This window comes from Longimonas sp. (assembly GCF_046498435.1).
GTDB lineage: Bacteria > Bacteroidota > Rhodothermia > Rhodothermales > Salinibacteraceae > Longimonas.
Genome location: NZ_JAWOAR010000247.1, coordinates 1 through 19,361 on the forward strand (window position 1 = coordinate 1; position 19,361 = coordinate 19,361).

General features: G+C 59.7%; 17 protein-coding genes. 13 read left to right on the forward strand and 4 right to left on the reverse strand.

From position 1 onward, the window contains the following. Positions 1-121 precede the first annotated feature (121 nt). Positions 122-1,222, reverse strand: a complete 1,101-nt coding sequence (locus R6U20_RS09445) for a glycosyltransferase (RefSeq protein ID WP_410337608.1) — start codon at positions 1,220-1,222, stop codon at positions 122-124. Positions 1,223-1,437: 215 nt separating this feature from the next. Here R6U20_RS09445 and R6U20_RS09450 point away from each other — a divergent pair, with 215 nt between their 5' ends. The 7 genes from R6U20_RS09450 to R6U20_RS09480 all read left to right on the forward strand — a co-directional run bounded on the left by R6U20_RS09450 (position 1,438) and on the right by R6U20_RS09480 (position 8,951). Beyond that, positions 1,438-2,154 (forward strand): CDP-alcohol phosphatidyltransferase family protein, encoded by a 717-nt coding sequence (locus R6U20_RS09450; protein ID WP_410337609.1) that lies wholly within the window; start codon positions 1,438-1,440, stop codon positions 2,152-2,154. A gap of 60 nt (positions 2,155-2,214) precedes the next feature. Next, a complete protein-coding gene (gene ftsY / locus R6U20_RS09455) occupies positions 2,215-3,180 on the forward strand; it encodes a signal recognition particle-docking protein FtsY (RefSeq protein WP_410337610.1) in 966 nt (321 codons plus the stop codon). A 52-nt stretch (positions 3,181-3,232) separates the two neighbouring features. Beyond that, positions 3,233-4,207, forward strand: a complete 975-nt coding sequence (fmt, locus tag R6U20_RS09460) for a methionyl-tRNA formyltransferase (RefSeq protein ID WP_410337611.1) — start codon at positions 3,233-3,235, stop codon at positions 4,205-4,207. Positions 4,208-4,249: 42 nt separating this feature from the next. Beyond that, positions 4,250-5,461: a hypothetical protein gene (locus tag R6U20_RS09465; RefSeq protein ID WP_410337612.1), complete on the forward strand. Its 1,212-nt coding sequence runs from the start codon at positions 4,250-4,252 to the stop codon at positions 5,459-5,461. Between the two features lie 13 nt (positions 5,462-5,474). Next, positions 5,475-6,470, forward strand: coding sequence for an AAA family ATPase (locus tag R6U20_RS09470; protein WP_410337613.1), 996 nt, complete (start codon positions 5,475-5,477; stop codon positions 6,468-6,470). 86 nt (positions 6,471-6,556) lie between these two features. Next, the gene (hprK, locus tag R6U20_RS09475) at positions 6,557-7,564 is read left to right on the forward strand and encodes an HPr(Ser) kinase/phosphatase (RefSeq protein WP_410337614.1); all 1,008 of its coding nucleotides are present in this window, start codon (positions 6,557-6,559) and stop codon (positions 7,562-7,564) included. Between the two features lie 373 nt (positions 7,565-7,937). Continuing rightward, on the forward strand, positions 7,938-8,951 hold the full coding sequence (locus R6U20_RS09480) for a M23 family metallopeptidase (protein WP_410337615.1): 1,014 nt from the start codon (positions 7,938-7,940) through the stop codon (positions 8,949-8,951). Positions 8,952-9,047: 96 nt separating this feature from the next. Here the strand turns inward: R6U20_RS09480 and R6U20_RS09485 are convergent, their stop codons facing one another. The 3 genes from R6U20_RS09485 to R6U20_RS09495 form a co-directional block, all read right to left on the reverse strand. Beyond that, positions 9,048-11,603 carry an ATP-binding protein gene (locus R6U20_RS09485; RefSeq protein ID WP_410337616.1) on the reverse strand — a complete coding sequence of 852 codons (2,556 nt, stop codon included), beginning with the start codon at positions 11,601-11,603 and terminating at the stop codon, positions 9,048-9,050. 327 nt (positions 11,604-11,930) lie between these two features. Further along, positions 11,931-12,824: a GTPase Era gene (era, locus tag R6U20_RS09490; RefSeq protein ID WP_410337617.1), complete on the reverse strand. Its 894-nt coding sequence runs from the start codon at positions 12,822-12,824 to the stop codon at positions 11,931-11,933. A 23-nt stretch (positions 12,825-12,847) separates the two neighbouring features. Next, positions 12,848-13,579, reverse strand: coding sequence for a pyridoxine 5'-phosphate synthase (locus R6U20_RS09495; RefSeq protein ID WP_410337618.1), 732 nt, complete (start codon positions 13,577-13,579; stop codon positions 12,848-12,850). A 438-nt stretch (positions 13,580-14,017) separates the two neighbouring features. On the opposite strand from R6U20_RS09495, the gene R6U20_RS09500 reads away from it, so the two are divergent. The 6 genes from R6U20_RS09500 (at position 14,018) to R6U20_RS09525 (ending at position 19,356) form a co-directional block, all read left to right on the forward strand. After that, positions 14,018-14,479 carry a hypothetical protein gene (locus tag R6U20_RS09500; protein WP_410337619.1) on the forward strand — a complete coding sequence of 154 codons (462 nt, stop codon included), beginning with the start codon at positions 14,018-14,020 and terminating at the stop codon, positions 14,477-14,479. Positions 14,480-14,600: 121 nt separating this feature from the next. Then, positions 14,601-15,539, forward strand: a complete 939-nt coding sequence (locus tag R6U20_RS09505; RefSeq protein ID WP_410337620.1) for a hypothetical protein — start codon at positions 14,601-14,603, stop codon at positions 15,537-15,539. 116 nt (positions 15,540-15,655) lie between these two features. Further along, entirely contained in the window at positions 15,656-16,273 is a 618-nt protein-coding gene (locus tag R6U20_RS09510) for an RsmD family RNA methyltransferase (protein WP_410337621.1), read from the forward strand. Between the two features lie 34 nt (positions 16,274-16,307). Further along, positions 16,308-16,799, forward strand: a complete 492-nt coding sequence (gene coaD / locus R6U20_RS09515; RefSeq protein WP_410337622.1) for a pantetheine-phosphate adenylyltransferase — start codon at positions 16,308-16,310, stop codon at positions 16,797-16,799. A gap of 99 nt (positions 16,800-16,898) precedes the next feature. Continuing rightward, positions 16,899-18,113, forward strand: coding sequence for a pyridoxal phosphate-dependent aminotransferase (locus tag R6U20_RS09520; RefSeq protein WP_410337623.1), 1,215 nt, complete (start codon positions 16,899-16,901; stop codon positions 18,111-18,113). A 46-nt stretch (positions 18,114-18,159) separates the two neighbouring features. Further along, on the forward strand, positions 18,160-19,356 hold the full coding sequence (locus R6U20_RS09525) for a site-2 protease family protein (RefSeq protein ID WP_410337624.1): 1,197 nt from the start codon (positions 18,160-18,162) through the stop codon (positions 19,354-19,356). The last annotated feature ends 5 nt before the right edge of the window (positions 19,357-19,361 follow it).

The window sequence follows — 19,361 nt, forward strand, 5'->3', positions numbered from 1 at the left end:
CCTAAACACCGCTCGGCACAGGTTCGCAGGCTACACGTCGCTAAACACGTACAACGGTCCCCCGTTGGACGAGTAAACGAGGCGTTCTGGCGTCTCTTGTATTGATCTTGGGGCACCGCCGTTATGTCCACTTCGCGGGCGGCGCAACGAGTCCAACAGCCGCCGTGCCGATACGCAGCACGGTATGCGCAGCATCCCACAGCGGAGCGAGCAGCATTGGGGCTTTCACGCCAAGCGTGGCCCGTCCGCGTTCCAGCAGATGCAGCACGCCGATCAGTCGAAGGGCCAGCAGCCCCGCGCCTGTGGTTCCGATCATGAGCGGTGCGCCCCACACGAGCAATGCCGACGCGTAGTATGCCGTAAGATGTAGGGCGGGCCGCGTCGCGTAGGCGCGTCCGGTCGAGGTGTGGCGGCGCTGCCCCCGCAGCCAGCGGTGCCACGAGTTTGGCGGGTTCGTTGGCACGTGTGCCCCGGTATGCCAAACCGGCTGGCACGGCACCCCGACGTTACGCGCCGCCTGCACGAACAGATCATCGTCGCCGCTTAGCAAGTGGGCGTGCGCTTGATGTCTGCCCACGCGCTCGAAGACCGAGGTAGAGTAGCTCAGGTTGCGGCCTACGGCCATGTACGCTGCGCCGTGCTGGGCTGCTGCCAACATGGCGATGTTTGCCGTCCAGGTCTCGTATCCCGCAAGCCGCTGGAGCACGCCCCGTGGCGCGGTAAGCAGGCTGGCACCGATGAGCACCGTATCCTGCTCGGTGTGCATGTGGCACTGTGCCAGCACCGCCAGCCAGTGCGGCGGCGGCGTGCAGTCGGCATCGGTGAAGGCAAGTAGCTTAGTGGGGGCCGCCTGAATGCCCGCATCGAGCGCATGCTTCTTGCCGGGCGGTCCGCTGTGGTGCACGACCTGCTCGCGCGGGTGCGGAGCCGCTTCTGTATCCAACCAACGGGCGGTGCCATCGGTCGAGTGGTCGTTGATCCACACGATGTGCACGCTGGGATGCGTTTGTGCCCGGAGCGCCTGGGCCAGTGCGGGGAGCTGGTCCTGTTCGTTACGGAGCGCCACAATGACTGTGATGGGCGGAACGGTGGGCCCTGTAGCGGTTTCTTTCGCATCCCCCTTGCCCGTAAAGGTTGTGGGATACGCAGGCGTGCCCACAAGTAGCCAGGTTAGGTATCCGACTTGAAGGAGGAACGCCCCCACGCACAGCACTTCGATCATGGCGGGCATTCGTTTGGGAAGGAGCTTACGGACAATTTGCTACATCCTACCTTCCACACCCATGCGGTGCAAGCAACGCGTGCATTCAATGAGCCTGAGCCACCCATGTGCGGGAAAGTTTTGGTGGATTTGATAGAGCCACCCGGCGCGCACTTTCGAAAGCGGTGGCAGCGTTGCATATTGCAAGTCGATCTATTTCACGAATTCCCCTTCCTATGACTGCACGCGCGAACGAATGGCCCGACCTGGGGCGGTTCTGGACCATCCCCAACGCGCTGAGTCTGCTCCGGCTGGTGTTGGTGATGCCTATTGCCTGGCTGATCTGGCAAGACGGTCCCCTGGAATGGGTGGTGGGCCTGGTGCTGGTGGCGATCCTTACCGACTGGTTCGATGGGCGCCTGGCCCGCTGGCTCGGCACCGTGTCGGAGTGGGGCAAGGTGCTCGACCCGCTGGCCGACAAGGCCGCGGGCGGGCTGGCGGTGCTGGCGCTTACGTTTCGGGCTTCGGAGCCCACCCTGCCGGTGTGGTTTCTACTGCTTGTGCTCACGCGCGACGGCGCTATCGTAGCCGGTAGTGCGATTCTGGCGCGCCGCGTGGGGAAGGTCGTCATGAGCGCCTGGCTGGGCAAAGCCGCGACCACCTGGCTTGCCATTACTGTGCTGGCTGCCCTGCTTCGCGCCGACGCTCCGGTGCTCGACGTGTGCGTGTACATGACTTCCGGACTGCTCGTCGTATCGTTTTTTGTGTACACATGGCACTTTATCCGCACCGCACAGGCTCCTGAGGGGCAGAAGAAGGTGTATCAGATGGATCTGAGTGCCACCCGCGGGCATCCTGATAGCGCCGCCTCCTCGGCTGCTGCCCCGACCAACGCGGAGGTGCCCAACGAAGAGCAAGCACGCCAGGGCACCTCACCGCCCAACACATCGTAAGGCGGATGCGTACAGCGCATCTGCATCCTTCCATACTCTTCTCGCTGACCGCTGCATCCGATGGGCTTCCTTGATCGATTTACCAACCGCAACACCGACGAAGAACAGGAAAAGCTGGATAAGGGAATGGACAAAACCCGCTCCAGCTTTATGGGCAAGCTGAACCGGCTGGTGCGTGGCAAAGATACGGTTGATGCCGCACTGCTCGACGATCTGGAAGAGCTCCTCGTTACCAGCGATGTGGGGGTAGATACCACGCTCGACATCATCGACCACATCGAAGAGCGCGTGGCCCGCGACCAGTACGTGTCGACCGAGGAGCTGAACGCGATGATCCGCGAGGAGATCGCCATGCTCATGCTCGACACCGAAGACGAGCGCCCCGCCGACTTCGACGCGGAGCTGCCCAACAAGCCGCATGTGGTGATGGTGGTGGGGGTAAACGGTGTGGGTAAAACGACAACCATTGGGAAGATGGCGCATCGCTACAAGCAAGCCGGAAAGTCGGTGCTGATGGGCGCGGGCGACACCTTCCGCGCCGCCGCGATTGAGCAGCTTGAAATCTGGTCGGAGCGGGCCGATGTGCCGATGATTAAGCAAAAGCACGGCTCCGACCCCGCCGCAGTCGCCTTCGACACCATTGAAGCGGCGGTGGCGCGCAACTCGGATGTGGTGCTCATCGATACCGCCGGACGCCTGCACACTAAAGGCGGTCTGATGGACGAGCTCAGCAAGATGAAGCGCATTATGAGCCGCAAGGTGCCCGATGCGCCCCACGAGGTGCTCCTGGTGCTCGACGCTTCGACTGGGCAGAACGCGATCCGGCAGGCCGAGGAGTTCACCAAAAGTGTGGACGTGACCGGCCTGGCCCTCACCAAACTCGACGGCACGGCCAAAGGCGGCGTCGTGATTGGCGTGTCGCATCAGTTTCAGGTGCCCGTCAAATACATTGGCGTGGGCGAGGGGCTCGACGATTTGCAGGTGTTCGACCGCAAAGGCTTCGTAGAGGCCCTTTTTGGTGAATGATGGGCTCCAGCGCCTCCCCCGTTCTATTTCTGTTGATGTTACGCGTGTTGCCATGAACATCGTTTTTATGGGCACCCCCGAGTTTGCGGTGCCCTCGCTCGAAGCGCTTTCCGATGCCGGGTATCGCCCACAGACGGTGGTTACTGGCCCCGACCGCGGGCGCGGGCGCGGCCAGTCGATGCGTCCGACCGCCGTCAAGAAGGCTGCGCAGACGCTGGAGATTGACGATATTATCCAGCCCGATTCGGTGCACGATGCGTCGTTTGCGGACGCCCTGCGCAAGCGCGACCCCGATTGCTTTGTGGTCGTGGCGTTCAAGATTCTGCCGCCATCGGTGCTTTCGATTCCGAGCAAGGGCGCGTTTAACCTGCACGGGTCGCTCTTGCCGGCGTATCGGGGCGCTGCGCCCATCCATCGCGCTGTGATAAATGGGGATACCGAGACCGGGGTGACCACGTTTTTTCTGGAGCCTACCGTTGATACCGGCGATATCATTCTGAAAAAGCGGATGCCAATTGGTCCAAATGAGACCACGGGCGATGTGCACGACCGCATGATGCATCTGGGGGCCGAGGCGGTCGTTGAAACAGTGCAGCTCATTGAACAGGGCAATGCACCGCGCATCCCCCAGGATAACGCCGCCGCCACGCCCGCCCCCAAGGTACACGCCGAGGAGGCCGATATTCCGTGGTCGGAGCCTGCCGCCACGGTGCACAACCATATTCGAGGCCTCTCGCCCATTCCGGGGGCCTGGACGCTGCACGGCGACACGCGCTTGAAGATCTACCGCTCGCATCTGCTTGACGACGAGGCCGAGGCCGCCCATGACGCCGCTCCGGGCACGGTGCTCTCAACAGACGGCGTGGTGCACGTAGCCTGCGGTACTGGAGCGGTGGCGCTTGATGTGCTTCAGCAGCCCGGCAAGCAGCGCCTGGATGCCGAAGCATTCGTGAACGGCTATCCCATGTCGCCGGGCGATGTGCTGGCCTCTACCGCTGCCGAATCGGTCGTTGAATCTGCTGCATAGCCTCTTTCTTTTCGCCGCTCTGCTCACGACTGCTTGCTCGCTATGCCATCCACCACCGCATCCTTCCGATCGCCCAAGGTAGCCGACCTGGCATCGTCGACGGTGGATGCCGCCCGTGCGCTTTTTGCCGAGCACTTCGATGCAGATGCTGAAGCTCCTACGGCCATCTATCAGCAGGCTCCGCTGGCTGTGCAGGCCGACCATACGCACTACAGCGAGGGGTTTGCGCTGTTTGCTGGGCTTCCGCATGGCGTTGCGATAACGGCCCGGCTGGCGCCCAATGATGTATCTCGCTTGGCCGAGACCGGGGCTCCCGCTCGCGTGGCGCTTCCGCCGAACACCGAGGCGCGCCCCACCGATTCAGTAACGGCTCGCGTGGTGCGTGCGCTGCTTGGTGCGGCCTCCGCTTCGGCCCCGGCGTTAGATCTGGCTGTGGCGCATACGCTTCCCGACACCTGCCGCGATGCGTACGTGGCTGCCCTGGCGCGCGCTGTGCATCGGATGCTCCTGCGGCTCACGCCCGAGGCCGATGCCCCGCCGTTTGCCGCATCGTTTGTTGAGGTTGCACAGTCCGTGTTGCCGGATGCTTATGGCCGCCCCTACAGTGCCGCGTATCCACTGGCCGTAAGTGCCGCCGCGCATTCCAATGGTCACCTGGCCCCGTTTGTGCTCACCGACACGCCCGAGCATGAGGCCTTGTCCGTGCCTACCGAGCATAATAACGCATTGCAGTGGGGGTTTTTTGCTCCCGACCCGCCCCCACAGTACACGCCCGAAGTGTCTGAGCGGCGGCATCAACGCACGCAGGCTGCTCTGAATGCGCTACGGGCCACTGATGATTTTGCCGAATTGCAAACCTTTAGCGCCCTGGAGCATCGGGCCCTTGACCGTGCTTTAGATCAAATTGCATCTGAGCACCATGCAGTGGTGCGGCATCTCGTCACGGAAAACCGACGGGTGCAAAAACATGTGGTGGCACTGCGCCACGGCGACGGCCAGATGAGCGGAGCCCTGCTGCATATGACGCATGCCTCGCTCCAGACTACGTGGGACGGCGCTTCGGCAGCTGCGAATTTTCTTGTGGAGCAGGCGAAAGGCTACACTGAAGACGGTCTTTATGGGGCGGGCATGACCGGACGCGATGGCTACGTGCTTACTATAGGGCGCCGCCCGGCGTATCCCGCCCATATTCGTACGCTGCGTGAGCGCTACGAGGCAACGTTTCATCATCCTGTGTCCTTCACTCCACTGTAAACGCCTGCTGCCCATGCCCGATGCTGATCTGACTGCTGTGAAGGAGCGTGTGGTGCGCGAGGGAGCGTTCGTGCATGACGTACTTGACGAGGTGAGCCGCGTGGTGGTAGGACAAACCCACATGATTGAGCGCCTGCTTATTGGGCTGCTGTGCAACGGCCATGTGTTGCTGGAGGGGGTACCAGGGCTTGCCAAAACGCTAACGGTGCGTATGCTTGCGCAGTGCATCGGCACTACATTTCAGCGTATCCAGTTCACTCCCGATCTCTTGCCAGCGGATGTCCTGGGCACCCTGATGTACAATCAGCAAACCGGCTCTTTTACGGTTGAAAAAGGACCCATCTTCGCCAACATCATCTTGGCCGATGAGATCAACCGCTCGCCAGCCAAGGTGCAAAGCGCGCTGCTCGAAAGCATGCAGGAGCGACAGGTAACGATTGGCGACCAGACGTTTCCGCTCGATGATCCGTTTCTGGTGCTGGCAACCCAAAACCCCATTGAGCAGCAAGGCACCTACCCGCTGCCTGAGGCGCAGATGGATCGCTTCATGATGAAGGTGCAGGTGCCTTATCCCTCGCGTAAGGAGGAACTTGAAATCATGCGTCGTATGGCACGCACAAACACCCATCCGGCTGTTACGCCCGTGGCTACGCCCGAGCAGGTCATCCGAGCGCGGAAGGTGCTCAACGACCTGTATATGGATGCGCAAGTCGAGCAGTATATAGTAGACCTGGTACTGACGACCCGCACCCCCAATGCCTACGGAGCCGACCGGCTTCACGGACTCATTGAACACGGCGCGTCGCCACGGGCTTCTATCAATTTGAACCTGGCGGCGCGGGGGCATGCATTTTTGCAACGACGTGCCTACGTAACCCCCGACGACGTGCGTGCCGTTGTGCCCGAGGTGTTGTCGCATCGCATTGTGCGCACCTACGAGGCAGAAGCCCAGGGGCTGACGACGGCCTCGCTCGTGCAAGATGTGCTCGATACCGTTGAGGTGCCCTAACACGAGGTGTGCCTTGGCGCAGAGGAATGGTAACGCATCGGTTTTACACCGCCCGCACTCACTGCTCTCCACGACGTCTGTTTGCTATGTCTGAGGCTACTTCCAACGCCCCTGCCCTTTCCATCGATACGTTTGTGGCGCGGCTCCGCGAGCGGGCCGACCTGCCGCTTACGTCGCTCAATAGCGTCAACGCGCCCTGCGCATCCATCCAAGAAGACCACCTGCACCGCCCTGGGCTAGCGTTGGCGGGATACATAGATCTGTTTACCTATCAGCGGGTGCAGATTCTGGGCAATACCGAGACGCGCTACTTGCGTCATTTGGATGCGCAAGCCCGGCGCGAGGCGTTCGGAAACCTTACGCAGTTCGCCATTCCCTGCATCATCTGCACTGCCGGTAACACGCTTGGCAGCGCACTTCTCGACATGGCTACCGACGCCTGCATCCCGGTCTTTCAGACCGACACGCCCACGGTAGAGGCCATGGCCACCATCCGCTCGCTGCTCGTCGATCATTTTGCGCCCCAGAAAGCAGTGCACGGCTCACTTGTTGACGTCTACGGGGTTGGTCTGCTGCTGTCGGGGCCCTCAGGGATCGGAAAGAGCGAGGTGGCCCTTGACCTGATTGAGCGTGGGCACCGCCTTGTGGCCGATGACGTGGTGATGGTAACCCGCCGCGATTCCTCGATCTTGATGGGAGCCGGCACCGATCTGGTTCAGCACTTTATGGAGGTGCGCGGTCTTGGCTTGGTAGACATCCGCGCGATGTTTGGTATCCGGGCCATTCGCTTCCAAAAACGGGTTGAACTGGTTGTGCAGATGGAGATGGCCGACGCCAATACCGCCTACACCCGCATCGACATGGTTGAAGGTACGCATGAGATTCTGGGCGTGCCGCTGCCGCGTGTACGTGTGCCCATAACGCCTGGCAAGAGCGTGACTGTGATCTGTGAGGTCATCGCTATGAATTATTTACTGCGTCACTACGGATATAACCCAAAAGAAGTCTTCCAGCAGCGCCTGCGCGACCAAATCCAGTCAAAGCGCGGCGGACCCCGGCGGGGCATTCACTACTTTGAGCAGGATTATGAGTAACCACGACGGCAAAACGCAGCAGAATCGCCTAACTTCTGTCTCTTCTCGTATGCTCAATGCGTATGGTATAGTCATTGCTCCTGTAAGTAATCGGCCAATGTTTATAGTTGGCCGCTGACCCGCTCAAAGGGAAAATCGCCTTCAGGAGGTCGCTCTTTTGCATCGCTCTACTTGCATCGCTCTACTTGCATCAGCGAGGGCGTATTCAGCAACAAAGCATAACAAGATCTGCACACCCTGGTGTAGCAACAATCAAATATGTGATGGATCTTGTTCAATCGACCTTGACACATACCGTTACGCGCTATTATATTGGCGATGCTCATGCACGGTCGTCCCCACCGCCTGTATTACGTCATCTGATCTTGTTCACATGAAACCCGAGACCGAGTATAGATATGATCCTGAAACGTGTCGCTTTGTCGAAATTGAGGAAACGCCGGTAGATAAAGTACGGCGCTATACCTGGGTGGGCGGGCTTGCCCTGCTCCTGGCAGGTGTGCTGGCTTTAGCAATGGATGCGGAACTGATCCGCACACCGACCGAGCAGGCCCTCCAAAGCGAGAACAAAGTCCTGCAAGATCAGCTGGAGCGCGCCAGCGGTGAGCTTGAAGTGCTCTCCGAAGAGATCGACGAACTGGCCGAGCGCGACGAAGAGCTCTATCGCACCCTCTTGCAGGTCGAGCCGATCTCCGATGACGTGCGCCAGGTGGGGGTCGGCGGCAACGATCAGTACGCCTCGTTCGACCGGTTCGAAGAAGACACAGCCACCTTGCTTCGCGAAACCGAGTCCCTGCTCGACGAAATGGAGCGGGAGGTCGGACTGCAAAGTGCCAGCTACCGCGAACTGGTGCGTTACGCCGAACAGCGTGAAGATCGCCTGGCCCAGCTTCCGGTCTTGCGTCCGGTAAACGGCGATGTTGTATCGGGATACGGATACCGTACCGACCCCATCCTGGGTGTGCGTCGCATGCACGGCGGTGTTGACTTCGTGACGCGGGTCGGGACGCCTGTCGTTGCTTCCGCAGATGGCGTTGTACTTGAGTCGACCTACTCCAACTCGTATGGCAATTACGTTGACATTCGCCACCCCGAAACCGGATACATTACGCGATACGCCCATCTATCGGAGGCGGAAGACGGGATTCGCGCTGGAACGCAGGTGAAACGCGGCGAATTGATTGCTTACACAGGGAACTCGGGTCGCTCCACAGGGCCTCACCTGCACTATGAGGTGCGCAACGAGGACGAAGAAACGCTCAATCCGATCGATTTTTTTCTTCCCGATATGACGCCCCAGGCGTACATCAGCCTGGCATCGCAAGACGAACAGCACGATCTGCATGACCACCATGACGCCGAGCAAACGCTCTCAATGATGGAGTAATAGCCCTGATAGGAAGCAGCAAGCGCTTCCGGCTGGGCACTGTCGTGCAGTTAATGGGGGAGGCCTTTGTAAGCAGTCAGGCCAAATGCTCTCATGCTAATGGTCTGAGTGTGCCTCATTTTCGGGCGCCCCAGGAGGAGCCTCACGGGCGAGCACCGCGTGCATGTCGCGAGGCAGGCGCACTGTGAAGCGCGTTCCCACCCCCTTTGCGCTATCCACCTCAATGGTTCCGTGCATCAATTCAACCAGTTCTCGCGTGATAGCCAGCCCCAGTCCGCTGCCCTCATACTTGCGGTGATGCCCTGTGGACTCCTGCCGGAACGGGTCAAAGAGGCGATCCAAAAATGTCTCCTCAATGCCGACGCCGGTATCGCGCACAATCAGTGTGACCTCGGTATCCTCAGGAACCAGCGATAGCGTGACAGTGCCGCCGGGTTCGGTGAACTTCACCGCATTGCTCATCAGATTGCTGACGATGCGATGTACGGCGCCTTCGTCTAACACCACCGGTACCCGTTCTTTCGCACCGGTGAGCGTACACATCAGTTCTTTCTCAACGGCTTGCTCGCGGAACAGAGCATGCAGATGCGAAAGCTGCTGCGCCAGGTCAAAGGCTTCGGGCTGTAGTTCGACGGTACCGGCTTCCAGTTGCGACAGGTTGAGCACCGAGTTGAGCGTACGCATCAGCCGTTGCCCCGATTTGTGCACCAGCTCCACAAACCGATTAGCGGGCGGGGCGAGCGCCTCGCCAAGGAGGACCTCAGAGAACCCAATAATCGAAGTGAGCGGCGTACGTATTTCGTGGCTCATGTTCGCAAGCAGTGCCGATTTGAGACGACTCATCTCTTCGGCCTCTTCTTTGGCTGTAATGAGCTCCTCCTCATACTGCTTTCGGTCGCTAATGTCGATGCCAATGGCGATGCGCAGATCGGACGTAGGGGCGACAATGGTCCACGACGTATCGACAACCGCACCGGAACGGGTATGCACCGGAACATCGCGCCAGGCATCGGGGGCTTCGTCTAAGAACGCGCGCACCTGCGCACGCAGTCCGTCGTCTGGGAAGAGGGCTTGCAGCATATTGGGATGCTGTAGGGCTTCTTTGGTAGACCACCCTATTACCTGTTGCCAGTGGCGGTTCACCATGTTGAGTTTTCCCTTGGCGGTGTAGAAGGAGATCATAGCAGGCACATGGTCAAAGATCATCTGCAAGATCTCCTTCTGCTCCTTAAGCGCTTCCTTAGTCTGGTGCGTTTCGGTAAGGTCTGTATGGGTGCCCACAGCACGGCGTGGTGTTCCATCCTCATTCCACGTTAGCACTTTTCCCCGCGTTAAGATAGTGCGCCACTGTCCGGTTCGCGCACGCATACGAAGAGTCGTCTCGATAATCGAGCGCGTGCCCTGTACATGTGCAGAAACGGCTTGGTGAAACAGCGGGCGGTCGTGTGGATGCACCAGTTGGAAGAAGAAGTCGAGCGTGGGAGCAACATCGTCGGGGTCGTAGTCCAGCATGCGAGCCCACCGCGCATCAACCGTATAGGTACGGGTGTTAAAGTTGCACGCCCACGCGCCCAAGTCGCCACCGTGGAGCGTCATTTCGAGCCGTTCGCGCTCGGTATGTAGGCTATCTCGCTGCCGGTGGTGCGTAATTGCCACACGGGCCAGCTGCACCACTGCATCCATCATTTCCTGCTCAGAAGGAGCTGGCACTCGCATATCTGCATAGTAGAGTGCAAAGGTGCCCAAGACGTGTCCGGCTTGGTCGCAGATAGGGGTTGACCAGCACGATCGTAGGTTGTGGGTCAGTGCCAGCTCTCGATGGCTCTTCCAGCGCGGATCGCGGGCAATGTCTTCGGTAACGACTTGCGCGTTATGGTGCACTGCGGCGCCACAGGATCCTACAGTCGGCCCAACAACGAGCCCATCAATTGCAGCGGTGTATGCGTCGGGCAAGTTCGGAGCCGCACCGCGACGAAGCATTCGCTCCTCGCTATCATACAGCATCACCGAGCCCCGCGCCGACGGGCTATGCGTTTCAGCCAGAAAAACAATATTAGCAAGCACCTCCGGAAGCGGCGTTTCATCTGCAATCTGCTCCAGGATGTCGTGCTGATACGTCTGAAGTTCTTGGAGCCGCTCCTGTTCGCGTGCTTGTCGCCGCATTGTAAGTTCATCGGCCACAATGTTTGCCAGCTCAAGCAGCCGATGTTGCTGCGGTTCAGAAAGCGGTCGTACCGCCGTGTCCATCACACATAGCGCACCAATTGTGTAGCCTTCTACCTTCACCGGAGCACCGGCATAAAAACGGATATGCGGCGAGGCGGTTACCAAGGGACTGTCGTTGAACCGCGTGTCGGCGGGGGCATCGGGCACAACAAGCAACTGCCCGGTAGCCGCAACGTGGCTGCAAAACGCGAGCTGCTCGTCGATCTCATTCAAATCCAGACCTACGCACGCTTTAAACCCCTGACGATCGGCATCGCTTAATGAGAGTGCAGCAAACGGCGTGTGAAAGAGATGCGTGGCCAATTGTACGATGCGGTCAAACGGCGCCTCGGGCGATGTATCAGCCAGGTTGTACTGCCGCACGATAGCTTTGTGCGTAGCTTCCGTTGAAGCCAAGGAGCCAAACGACATTGACGCGTCGTCCATAGCAGGCAAACTCAATAGGGTAAAGCGGAGACCAGCACGGGCAGGCTGAAAGCGACTGGAACGGTGAGCCAGCCGCATGTAGCGCATGAGGGGGCTTTGCAAACACCTTCAAATGATGCGCGGTCGCGGTTCAGTTTCAAGTCAAGTGACGGCGACTCTCCTACGTCTATGTTGAGCCGCGTCGTACCGGTAATACGAGGAAGGAGGAAGCTTGTCCCGAATCCTTTCGATACGCTTTTCCGCAGGGAGAATCTTTTTCGGGGAGGGCAGGCATCACGCCCGAGGTGACCTCCGTGCCGATGCGCAAGAGTATATCTTCATGCGTCATCAATCCCGGTAACCATAGGAGCGTAAAAATTGCTCCCGGTCGCGCCAATCTTTTCGGACTTTGACATGCAGTTGTAGGTAAACGGGCGTATCCAAAAACGCTTCAATGGAATGGCGCGCTGCCTTCCCCAGCCGCTTGAGTGCGCGTCCGCCCTTGCCAATGAGGATGCCTTTGTGACTCTTTCGCGTTACAACGATTTCAGCATCAATGAAGTCTTTGCTGGTGTCGCGTGCGGTGTACTCCACGATATTGACCTGTGTGGAGTACGGTACCTCTTCATGAAAGTATTCCAGGATCTGTTCGCGAATGAGTTCAGCGACAAAAAACCGCTGGGGGTGCTCGCTAATCTGGTCTTTGGGATAAAAGGGCGGCCCTTGGGGAAGCATATCACGCAGGGTGTCGAGCAGCACGTCGAGGTTGAACCCCGTGACTGCCGACGTTGGAATGACCTCTTCGAAGGCCCGCAGGTCGGTGTACGTTTCCACCAGCGGGAGCGCCTGCTCTTGCGGAATCAGATCCATTTTGGTGAGCACGAGCAGCGCAGTTCGGTCCTCAATCTCCTCCAGGCTCAGCGTATCGGGGGTGTCGCGCGTGGCGTCGGCCAGGAAGAGCAGCAGGTCGGCATCGCGAATGGCGGTTTTTACCTGATCCATCATGGCGTTGTGTAACCCATACTCGGGCTTGATAATCCCCGGCGTATCCTGAAAAATGATCTGATGTTCGGGCCCAGAATGGATGCCCACGATGCGATGCCGAGTTGTTTGGGGCTTACGCGTAACAATCGAGAGCTTTTGGCCCAAGAGTGCATTCATGAGCGTGCTTTTGCCCACATTGGGCTTGCCGACAAGCGACACATAGCCACTGCGGTGGGAATCGGGGATCTCGTCAAACATAAGGAGTAGGGAGTAGGACCAGGTTAGGCGGTGTGGATGAGATGGCGCATGTCGCGTACAGCCTGCGGGAGGCCGCTGAACACCGCACGACTAATCACGGCAAACCCAATCGACACTTCGGCGACATGGGGAACGGCGCGCACGAACGGCTGAATGTTGGTGTAGTCGAGCCCGTGTCCAGCGTGCACGCGCAGTCCGGCTTCGTGAGCGGCGTGTGCACCGGTTGCCAACCGATCCAATTCGCGCTGGCGGGCGGACTCGGTGGTGGCATTTGCATAGTCGCCCGTGTGCAACTCGACAGCGTGAGCCCCTGCCTCGGCCACAGCCTCAATCTGATGCGGCACAGGATCCACAAAAAGGGCAACCTGCTCCACGCCGGCTTCTTTCAGCGTGGGGATCACCGCATCGAGCCGGGCAGCATTGGCGCGTACGTCGAGTCCGCCCTCGGTGGTCACCTCCTCGCGCCGCTCGGGCACCAGTGTAGCCAGCTCGGGCTGCACATCGCAGCAGATGCTAACCACGTCGGCGTTGGTCGAGAGCTCAAAGTCGAGCTTGCCGTGTACGGTTTGCTTGAGCAGACGCACGTCGCGCTCAGTGATGTGGCGCCGGTCCTCCCGCAAATGAAACACAATGCCATGTGCATTGGCTTGCATGCAGAGCCCAGCGGCGTGCACGGGGTCGGGTGTATCCTCACGGCGTGCATTACGAAGCGTAGCCACATGATCGATATTAATGAGCAGGCGCGGAGCGGTCATAGAAGCAAAAAAACGCGTGATACAAGACAATGGAGCGACAGATCAGGACGTCTCTGTACCCAACGTGCGGAGCTTTGTTTGGAAGATGTACCTCCTGCATCCAGCGATTAGCGGGATTCCCATGTGGGCTTCCTTCCCGCAAGCAATCTGCACCTGTAGCTTACCTTTAAGCATCTTTCCTATGCGGGATCTACATCAATAAATAACGATCTGTGACATAGCGCCTTGCAATTCGCTTGGGTACCGTATATTTTTGGTCTGTGTTACGTGCAAATGCCTTAGCCACCGACAGTTTGGCGCGTTAGTTGGCGCCTTCGCGATGTAGTGTGAAGTCATACATTGCGTACGGCTCCTGTACCTGCTGCTCCGTCTAAGCCCGTTCGGCATGGGCTGCGGCATTTGCCTCATCCATTATCGTCTTACCCACTGCTGCATTTTATGGCGCTCAAGAGCGATCGTCTCCGGACTACCCTGCAAGTTGTGCTGGCCATCGTCATTGCCGTGCTTGCGTACTTCTTGTACTACTCGATTACCGAGCCGTACGAGGCTATTGAACGTGAGGAGCGGCTTACCGAGGAGGTGCGCAACCGCATGGTCGATATTCGTACAGCCCTGAATCGATACGAAACGGACAGCACGACCTACCCCGACTCGCTCGACCAATTGATGGAGCACATCGAGCGCGATACGGCACTGCTCGACAATCGCGACAGCTTGTTCCAAACGTCGTTTGAGTTGGATTCGATGTTCTACTCGCCCCGTAGTGGCGATCCGTTTGTCTATACGCTGAGCGACACGGGGCAGGTGCCAACGTATCTGCTCGAATCGCCGGACTCGGACGATCAGATTGGCACGCTCACCGGCGACCCGACTCGCACAAACGTAACCAGTTGGGAGTAACCACATTGGCACCGGCTGTGCTGGATCGCCAGGCGGCATGTGATACACCGGGGCGAAGGGCCTCCTCCGTTTGCGGTGTTCTCTGGACACAAGGCAGCGTGCCGTTTGTACCACGTTTCCTATGAACACCGCCTATGATGCTGTTGTCGAACTGTCGGGATCGACCTGCCGCGTTGCGGTAGGGTCGCGCACGCCCTTACAGTGGTACGCCCATACCGAGCAGCATGTGGCGGCAGATGCAGGGGCCGCTCTGCTTCGCCTTGGCGATGAACCTCCTGGCCAGGCCGTGCTCGATGCGGTGCTGCATCATCTTGCAGCTACCGTTCGCACCGCCGATGTGCCCATTGCAACGCTCCGCGTGCTGGTACACAGCCCGGCAGGACTGGCTGTGCAGGCCCCGCTTAGTGCCACTGCTTCGGCATCGGACTGTAGGCGCGCGCTTATGCAACAGGCGGCGCTGCTCACCGGAGCCCGCCAGGCTGGGGCCTTGCGCTTGCTTATGACAGAGATATCGGCTCCCCTTCCGCGGGGCGCATCGCAGCAGTGGTATCGGGGGGCGATTGTGCCTCAGGGTGCGCGTCAGTGGGTCGATCAGTGGGCCGACGCCATTGACGCTAACCGTTCAACCGTTGCCTACAGCGCCGCCCATACCTGTGATGCCGCAGCACCACGCATCAGCGGGTGGCACTTGGGCATCGGTAGCTACGGTGCGCAAACCGAGTATACCCTGTGGTATGGCACCACCTGTGCGTATCTCTACTACACTCCCCTGGCACAAACCGCTGCTGACCGCGCCTACTTCGCAGCGCTTCTTCTAAACCGGCTCCGCTTAGCCGATGCGGGGCTCGACGCTGCATGGGCGTACGGCCCCGATGCCTCTACCGTCCCCAACATGCCGCCCATTGCAGGCGTGCAGCCTCGACTCATGCAGCTTCCTCGGTCAGAAGCTATGGCACGTTTGCATAACAGCCGCTCCGAACCAAGCACGTCCGATGCCCATCCCGGCCACCCGCTGCGGTGGGCCCCGCTTCATAGCACGCTGTGGGCTGCCGCCCAGTAGGGGGCTGGGCGCAGCTGCTCGTTGGTGCAAACTGGCATGCGAACTTGCACCTGCATCGGTCGGTACACCATATCTGCCTGAACGCACCGTTTCTTGTGCACTGACTGCCTGCTTGTATGCGTATTATCGCCGGTCAATTTCGCGGGCATACCATCGACGCGCCCGACGGCCACCGCACGCGCCCGTCAACCGCTCGTACCCGCGAATCTCTCTTTAGCCTGATTGACAGCCGTATCTACCTGCAAGGGGCCGAAGTCATCGACCTGTTTGCCGGTACGGGTGCGCTTGGACTGGAAGCCATCAGCCGTGGCGCCGCTCTCGTCACCTTTGTCGAGTCCGATGGCCCCGTGCTCAACTGTGCGCGTCAGAATGCCGAGCGCCTGGGCGTGGCCGATCAGTGCTTGTTCGTGCAGGGGGATGCGGTTACGTATATGCGGCGCTACACAGGACCGGATGTGAACCTGATCATGGCCGACCCGCCGTATAAGCTGGAGGCGATGCGCGAGATGCCCGACCTGGCCGTGCCGCACCTGACCTCCGATGGCGTGTTCACGCTTGAACACAGTTCGCATCACTTTTTCGACGACCATCCGCATCGCACCACGCATCGCAAATACGGACGCACCATCGTGACGGTGTTCCGTCCTCCACTTCCGCCGGCTGAGTCAGAGGCGCCCGAAACCGAAGCCGCCGACGCGGCTCCCGGGGCTGCCGATGCGGCCTCGACTCCCTAATTCACCGTCTTGCTGCCAATGCTCCTTGCCGCTTGTGCTTGCTCTGTATCCTGGCACGTTTGATCCGTTTACGTATGGCCACTTAGATGTGCTGGAGCGCGCACTGGCGCTCTTCGACCGGGTGGAAGTCACTGTAGGGGTCAATGCATCAAAAGAAACGCTCTTTTCTACCGAGGAGCGCATCGCCCTGATTGAGGCGTGCACCCAATCGCTCGATCATATACAGGTAGTGGCTCATGAGGGACTCATCGTGGATCGTGCTGAGGAGGCTGGAGCCCAAGTGCTCGTGCGCGGCTTACGGCAGGTCAGCGATTTTGATTATGAGTTCCGTATGGCCTTTGCCAACCGCAAGCTTGCCCCTGATTTGGAAACCATCTTCCTGATGACTTCTGAAGCGCACGCCTTTGTGAGTTCCTCTATCGTGCGCGACATACACCACTGGTCGGGCGATGTCTCGAAATTCGTGCCGCCGCCTGTGGTCGAGGCGCTTGCGGAAAAACGAGAGGATGCCAACGCACCCTCATAGTTAGGGCGTGTTTTCTTGTGGACTCGCCTGTATACTGCTGCCCCTTGTGTCTTTCTGCTCGTATTCTTTTGCCTGCATTCTGCTGTCTTACTTATGTCTATGCCCGATACGTCTCGCTCAATCCGATTCAATGCCCGCGTCGCCCAGATGCAGCCATCGGCCACCCTTGCTATGAAGGCGCGTGCCTCGGCACTGCGCCGCGAAGGGCATCCCGTTGTGGCACTGAGTGCTGGCGAGCCCGACTTCAATACGCCCGAGGCCATCGCACAGGCCGGAAAGCAGGCTATCGACGAAGGGTTCACCAACTACACGGAGAATCCGGGCATGCCCTCCTTGCGCCAAACCATTGCGGATAAGTTTGAGCAGGACAATGATCTCTCGTATGCGCCCGACCAAATTCTGTGCTCAAATGGAGCCAAGCAGTCTATTGCCCTGGCTGTCCACGTCTTGTGCGACGAAGGCGACGAGGTGCTCATTCCGGCGCCGTACTGGGTCAGCTATCCTGAAATGACGCGTTTTTCCGGGGCTACGCCGCGCATCGTATCCACCACGCCCGAGCAGCAGTACCGCCTTACGCCCGAGCAGCTCGACGACGCCATTACTCCGGATACGCGCCTGCTCATCCTGTGCTCGCCCTCGAATCCCACCGGCTCGGTGTACACACCTGGCGAACTGGAGGCGCTGGCCGAGGTCCTACGGGAAAACGACCACGTGTACGTGCTCTCCGACGAGATCTATGAGCATGTCGTGTTTGATGCCGAGCATACCGCTGTGGCCTCCCTTCCGGGCCTCTACGACCGCACCATTACCATCAACGGCTTCTCGAAGGCGTTTGCGATGACCGGGTGGCGCCTTGGCTACATGGCGGGGCCCAAGCCCATTGTGTCGGCGGCAGCTAAAGTGCAGGGGCAGTTCACTTCGGCACCGAGTAGCATCTCGCAGCGTGCTGGGCAAGCCGCCCTCACGATGGATATGCAACCGGTGTACGACATGGTGAGCGCGTTCCGCAAGCGCCGCGACTACGTACTGGGCCGCCTCGATGCGCTTCCCGGCGTTACGTGCCCCACGCCCGAAGGGGCGTTCTACCTGTTTCCGGATGTATCGGCACTCTTCGGGCAGACGGCCCCCGATGGCACTGCCATTGCAAGCAGCAACGATCTGTGTATGTATCTGCTGGAGCAACACCATGTGGCCCTGGTGCCCGGCGAGGCATTTGGCGATCCGAATGGGCTGCGCATCTCCTACGCCTCGTCGATGAGCGACCTTGAAACGGCGCTCGACCGTATTGAAAACGGCGTCACGGCGCTGTCGTAGCTTCCTACGCGTTGCGTCTGCCTTCTCCCTCTTTGCCGCTGCACCCATGCCCAACGCGTCTTCTTCGTCCGCCTCGTCGCCGCGCGCCTCGTCGCAGGGTTCGTCCGACCGGGCCTGGCTGCACCTGCTTTTGTTTGTGCTTACGCTGGGCTCGACCATCTACGCAGGCATGCTCTGGGTCAACCGGGCGCCGTACTACGAAACGGCCGGACAGTGGCACCTGTGGCTCGACGGACTCCGCTATGCCGTGCCGCTCCTCGCGTTTTTGACGGTTCACGAGTTTGGGCACTATTTTGCTGCCCGCCACCACGGCATTAATACGTCGCTTCCGTACTACATTCCGTTTCCGTTTAACGGCATCGGCAATTTTGGCGCGGTCATTCGGATTCGGGAGCCCATCCCCTCCATGCGTACGCTCTTCGACATTGGGGCGTCGGGACCAGTGGCCGGGTTCGTCGTGGCGCTTGGTATCCTCCTGTATGCATTTGCGACCCTGCCTCCGCCCGAGTATCTTTTGGACCAGCCTGGGCACGACGCGCTCAAGACGCACATCGAACAGTACGGCACCTTTCCCGATGAACCGCCTTCGTTGGCGGATGCAGAGGACGAAACTTCGGTGATTGTGGTCGGGCAGACTCCGCTGTTTTGGATGCTCTCCCAACTGTTCGACAACGTGCCCCCCATGTACGAGATCTACCACTATCCGGTGCTCTTTGCAGGCTGGCTGGGGCTCTTTTTTACCGCCTTGAACTTGCTTCCGGTAGGACAACTCGATGGCGGCCACGTGCTGTATGCGCTCTTTGGGGCGCGATGGCACCGGCGCCTCGCGCGCCTGTTCGTATGGATCTTGCTTCTTTCAGGCAGTATCGGGTTCATGGAGGGCATCCGCCCGGCCTTGCTCGACTACACAGCCTGGGGCACATGGCTCGCCTGGGGGATCCTCGCAGGGATTCTACACCTGTACAACCGTAGCATCTTTCGGCAAGCCCCTACACTCCAACTGCTTAGCCTGGGCGGCTTGCTCCTAGGTACCGGACTCGCCGAACTGGAATGGGCAGGCCTTCACACCATTGGATACAGCGGGTGGCTGCTGTGGACGCTCCTTATTCTGTGGCTGATTCGGGTAGAGCATCCGCCCGTACGTCAACACGAGCCGCTGTCTTCGGGGCGCCGCTGGCTGGGCTATCTGTGCATCGCGATCTTTATTTCGTCATTCAGCGTACAACCGCTCTCCGTCGTGTAAGCGCC

What these genes read in the sequence shown, in the direction of transcription:
- fmt (WP_410337611.1), top strand. Translation starts at nt 3,233, where the DNA reads ATGAACATCGTTTTTATGGGCACCCCCGAGTTTGCGGTGCCCTCGCTC.
- R6U20_RS09495 (WP_410337618.1), bottom strand. Translation starts at nt 13,579, where the DNA reads ATGACCGCTCCGCGCCTGCTCATTAATATCGATCATGTGGCTACGCTT.
- R6U20_RS09445 (WP_410337608.1), bottom strand. Translation starts at nt 1,222, where the DNA reads ATGATCGAAGTGCTGTGCGTGGGGGCGTTCCTCCTTCAAGTCGGATAC.
- era (WP_410337617.1), bottom strand. Translation starts at nt 12,824, where the DNA reads ATGTTTGACGAGATCCCCGATTCCCACCGCAGTGGCTATGTGTCGCTT.
- R6U20_RS09470 (WP_410337613.1), top strand. Translation starts at nt 5,475, where the DNA reads ATGCCCGATGCTGATCTGACTGCTGTGAAGGAGCGTGTGGTGCGCGAG.
- ftsY (WP_410337610.1), top strand. Translation starts at nt 2,215, where the DNA reads ATGGGCTTCCTTGATCGATTTACCAACCGCAACACCGACGAAGAACAG.
- R6U20_RS09500 (WP_410337619.1), top strand. Translation starts at nt 14,018, where the DNA reads ATGGCGCTCAAGAGCGATCGTCTCCGGACTACCCTGCAAGTTGTGCTG.
- hprK (WP_410337614.1), top strand. Translation starts at nt 6,557, where the DNA reads ATGTCTGAGGCTACTTCCAACGCCCCTGCCCTTTCCATCGATACGTTT.
- R6U20_RS09510 (WP_410337621.1), top strand. Translation starts at nt 15,656, where the DNA reads ATGCGTATTATCGCCGGTCAATTTCGCGGGCATACCATCGACGCGCCC.
- R6U20_RS09505 (WP_410337620.1), top strand. Translation starts at nt 14,601, where the DNA reads ATGAACACCGCCTATGATGCTGTTGTCGAACTGTCGGGATCGACCTGC.
- R6U20_RS09465 (WP_410337612.1), top strand. Translation starts at nt 4,250, where the DNA reads ATGCCATCCACCACCGCATCCTTCCGATCGCCCAAGGTAGCCGACCTG.
- R6U20_RS09525 (WP_410337624.1), top strand. Translation starts at nt 18,160, where the DNA reads ATGCCCAACGCGTCTTCTTCGTCCGCCTCGTCGCCGCGCGCCTCGTCG.
- R6U20_RS09520 (WP_410337623.1), top strand. Translation starts at nt 16,899, where the DNA reads ATGCCCGATACGTCTCGCTCAATCCGATTCAATGCCCGCGTCGCCCAG.
- R6U20_RS09480 (WP_410337615.1), top strand. Translation starts at nt 7,938, where the DNA reads ATGAAACCCGAGACCGAGTATAGATATGATCCTGAAACGTGTCGCTTT.
- R6U20_RS09485 (WP_410337616.1), bottom strand. Translation starts at nt 11,603, where the DNA reads ATGGACGACGCGTCAATGTCGTTTGGCTCCTTGGCTTCAACGGAAGCT.
- R6U20_RS09450 (WP_410337609.1), top strand. Translation starts at nt 1,438, where the DNA reads ATGACTGCACGCGCGAACGAATGGCCCGACCTGGGGCGGTTCTGGACC.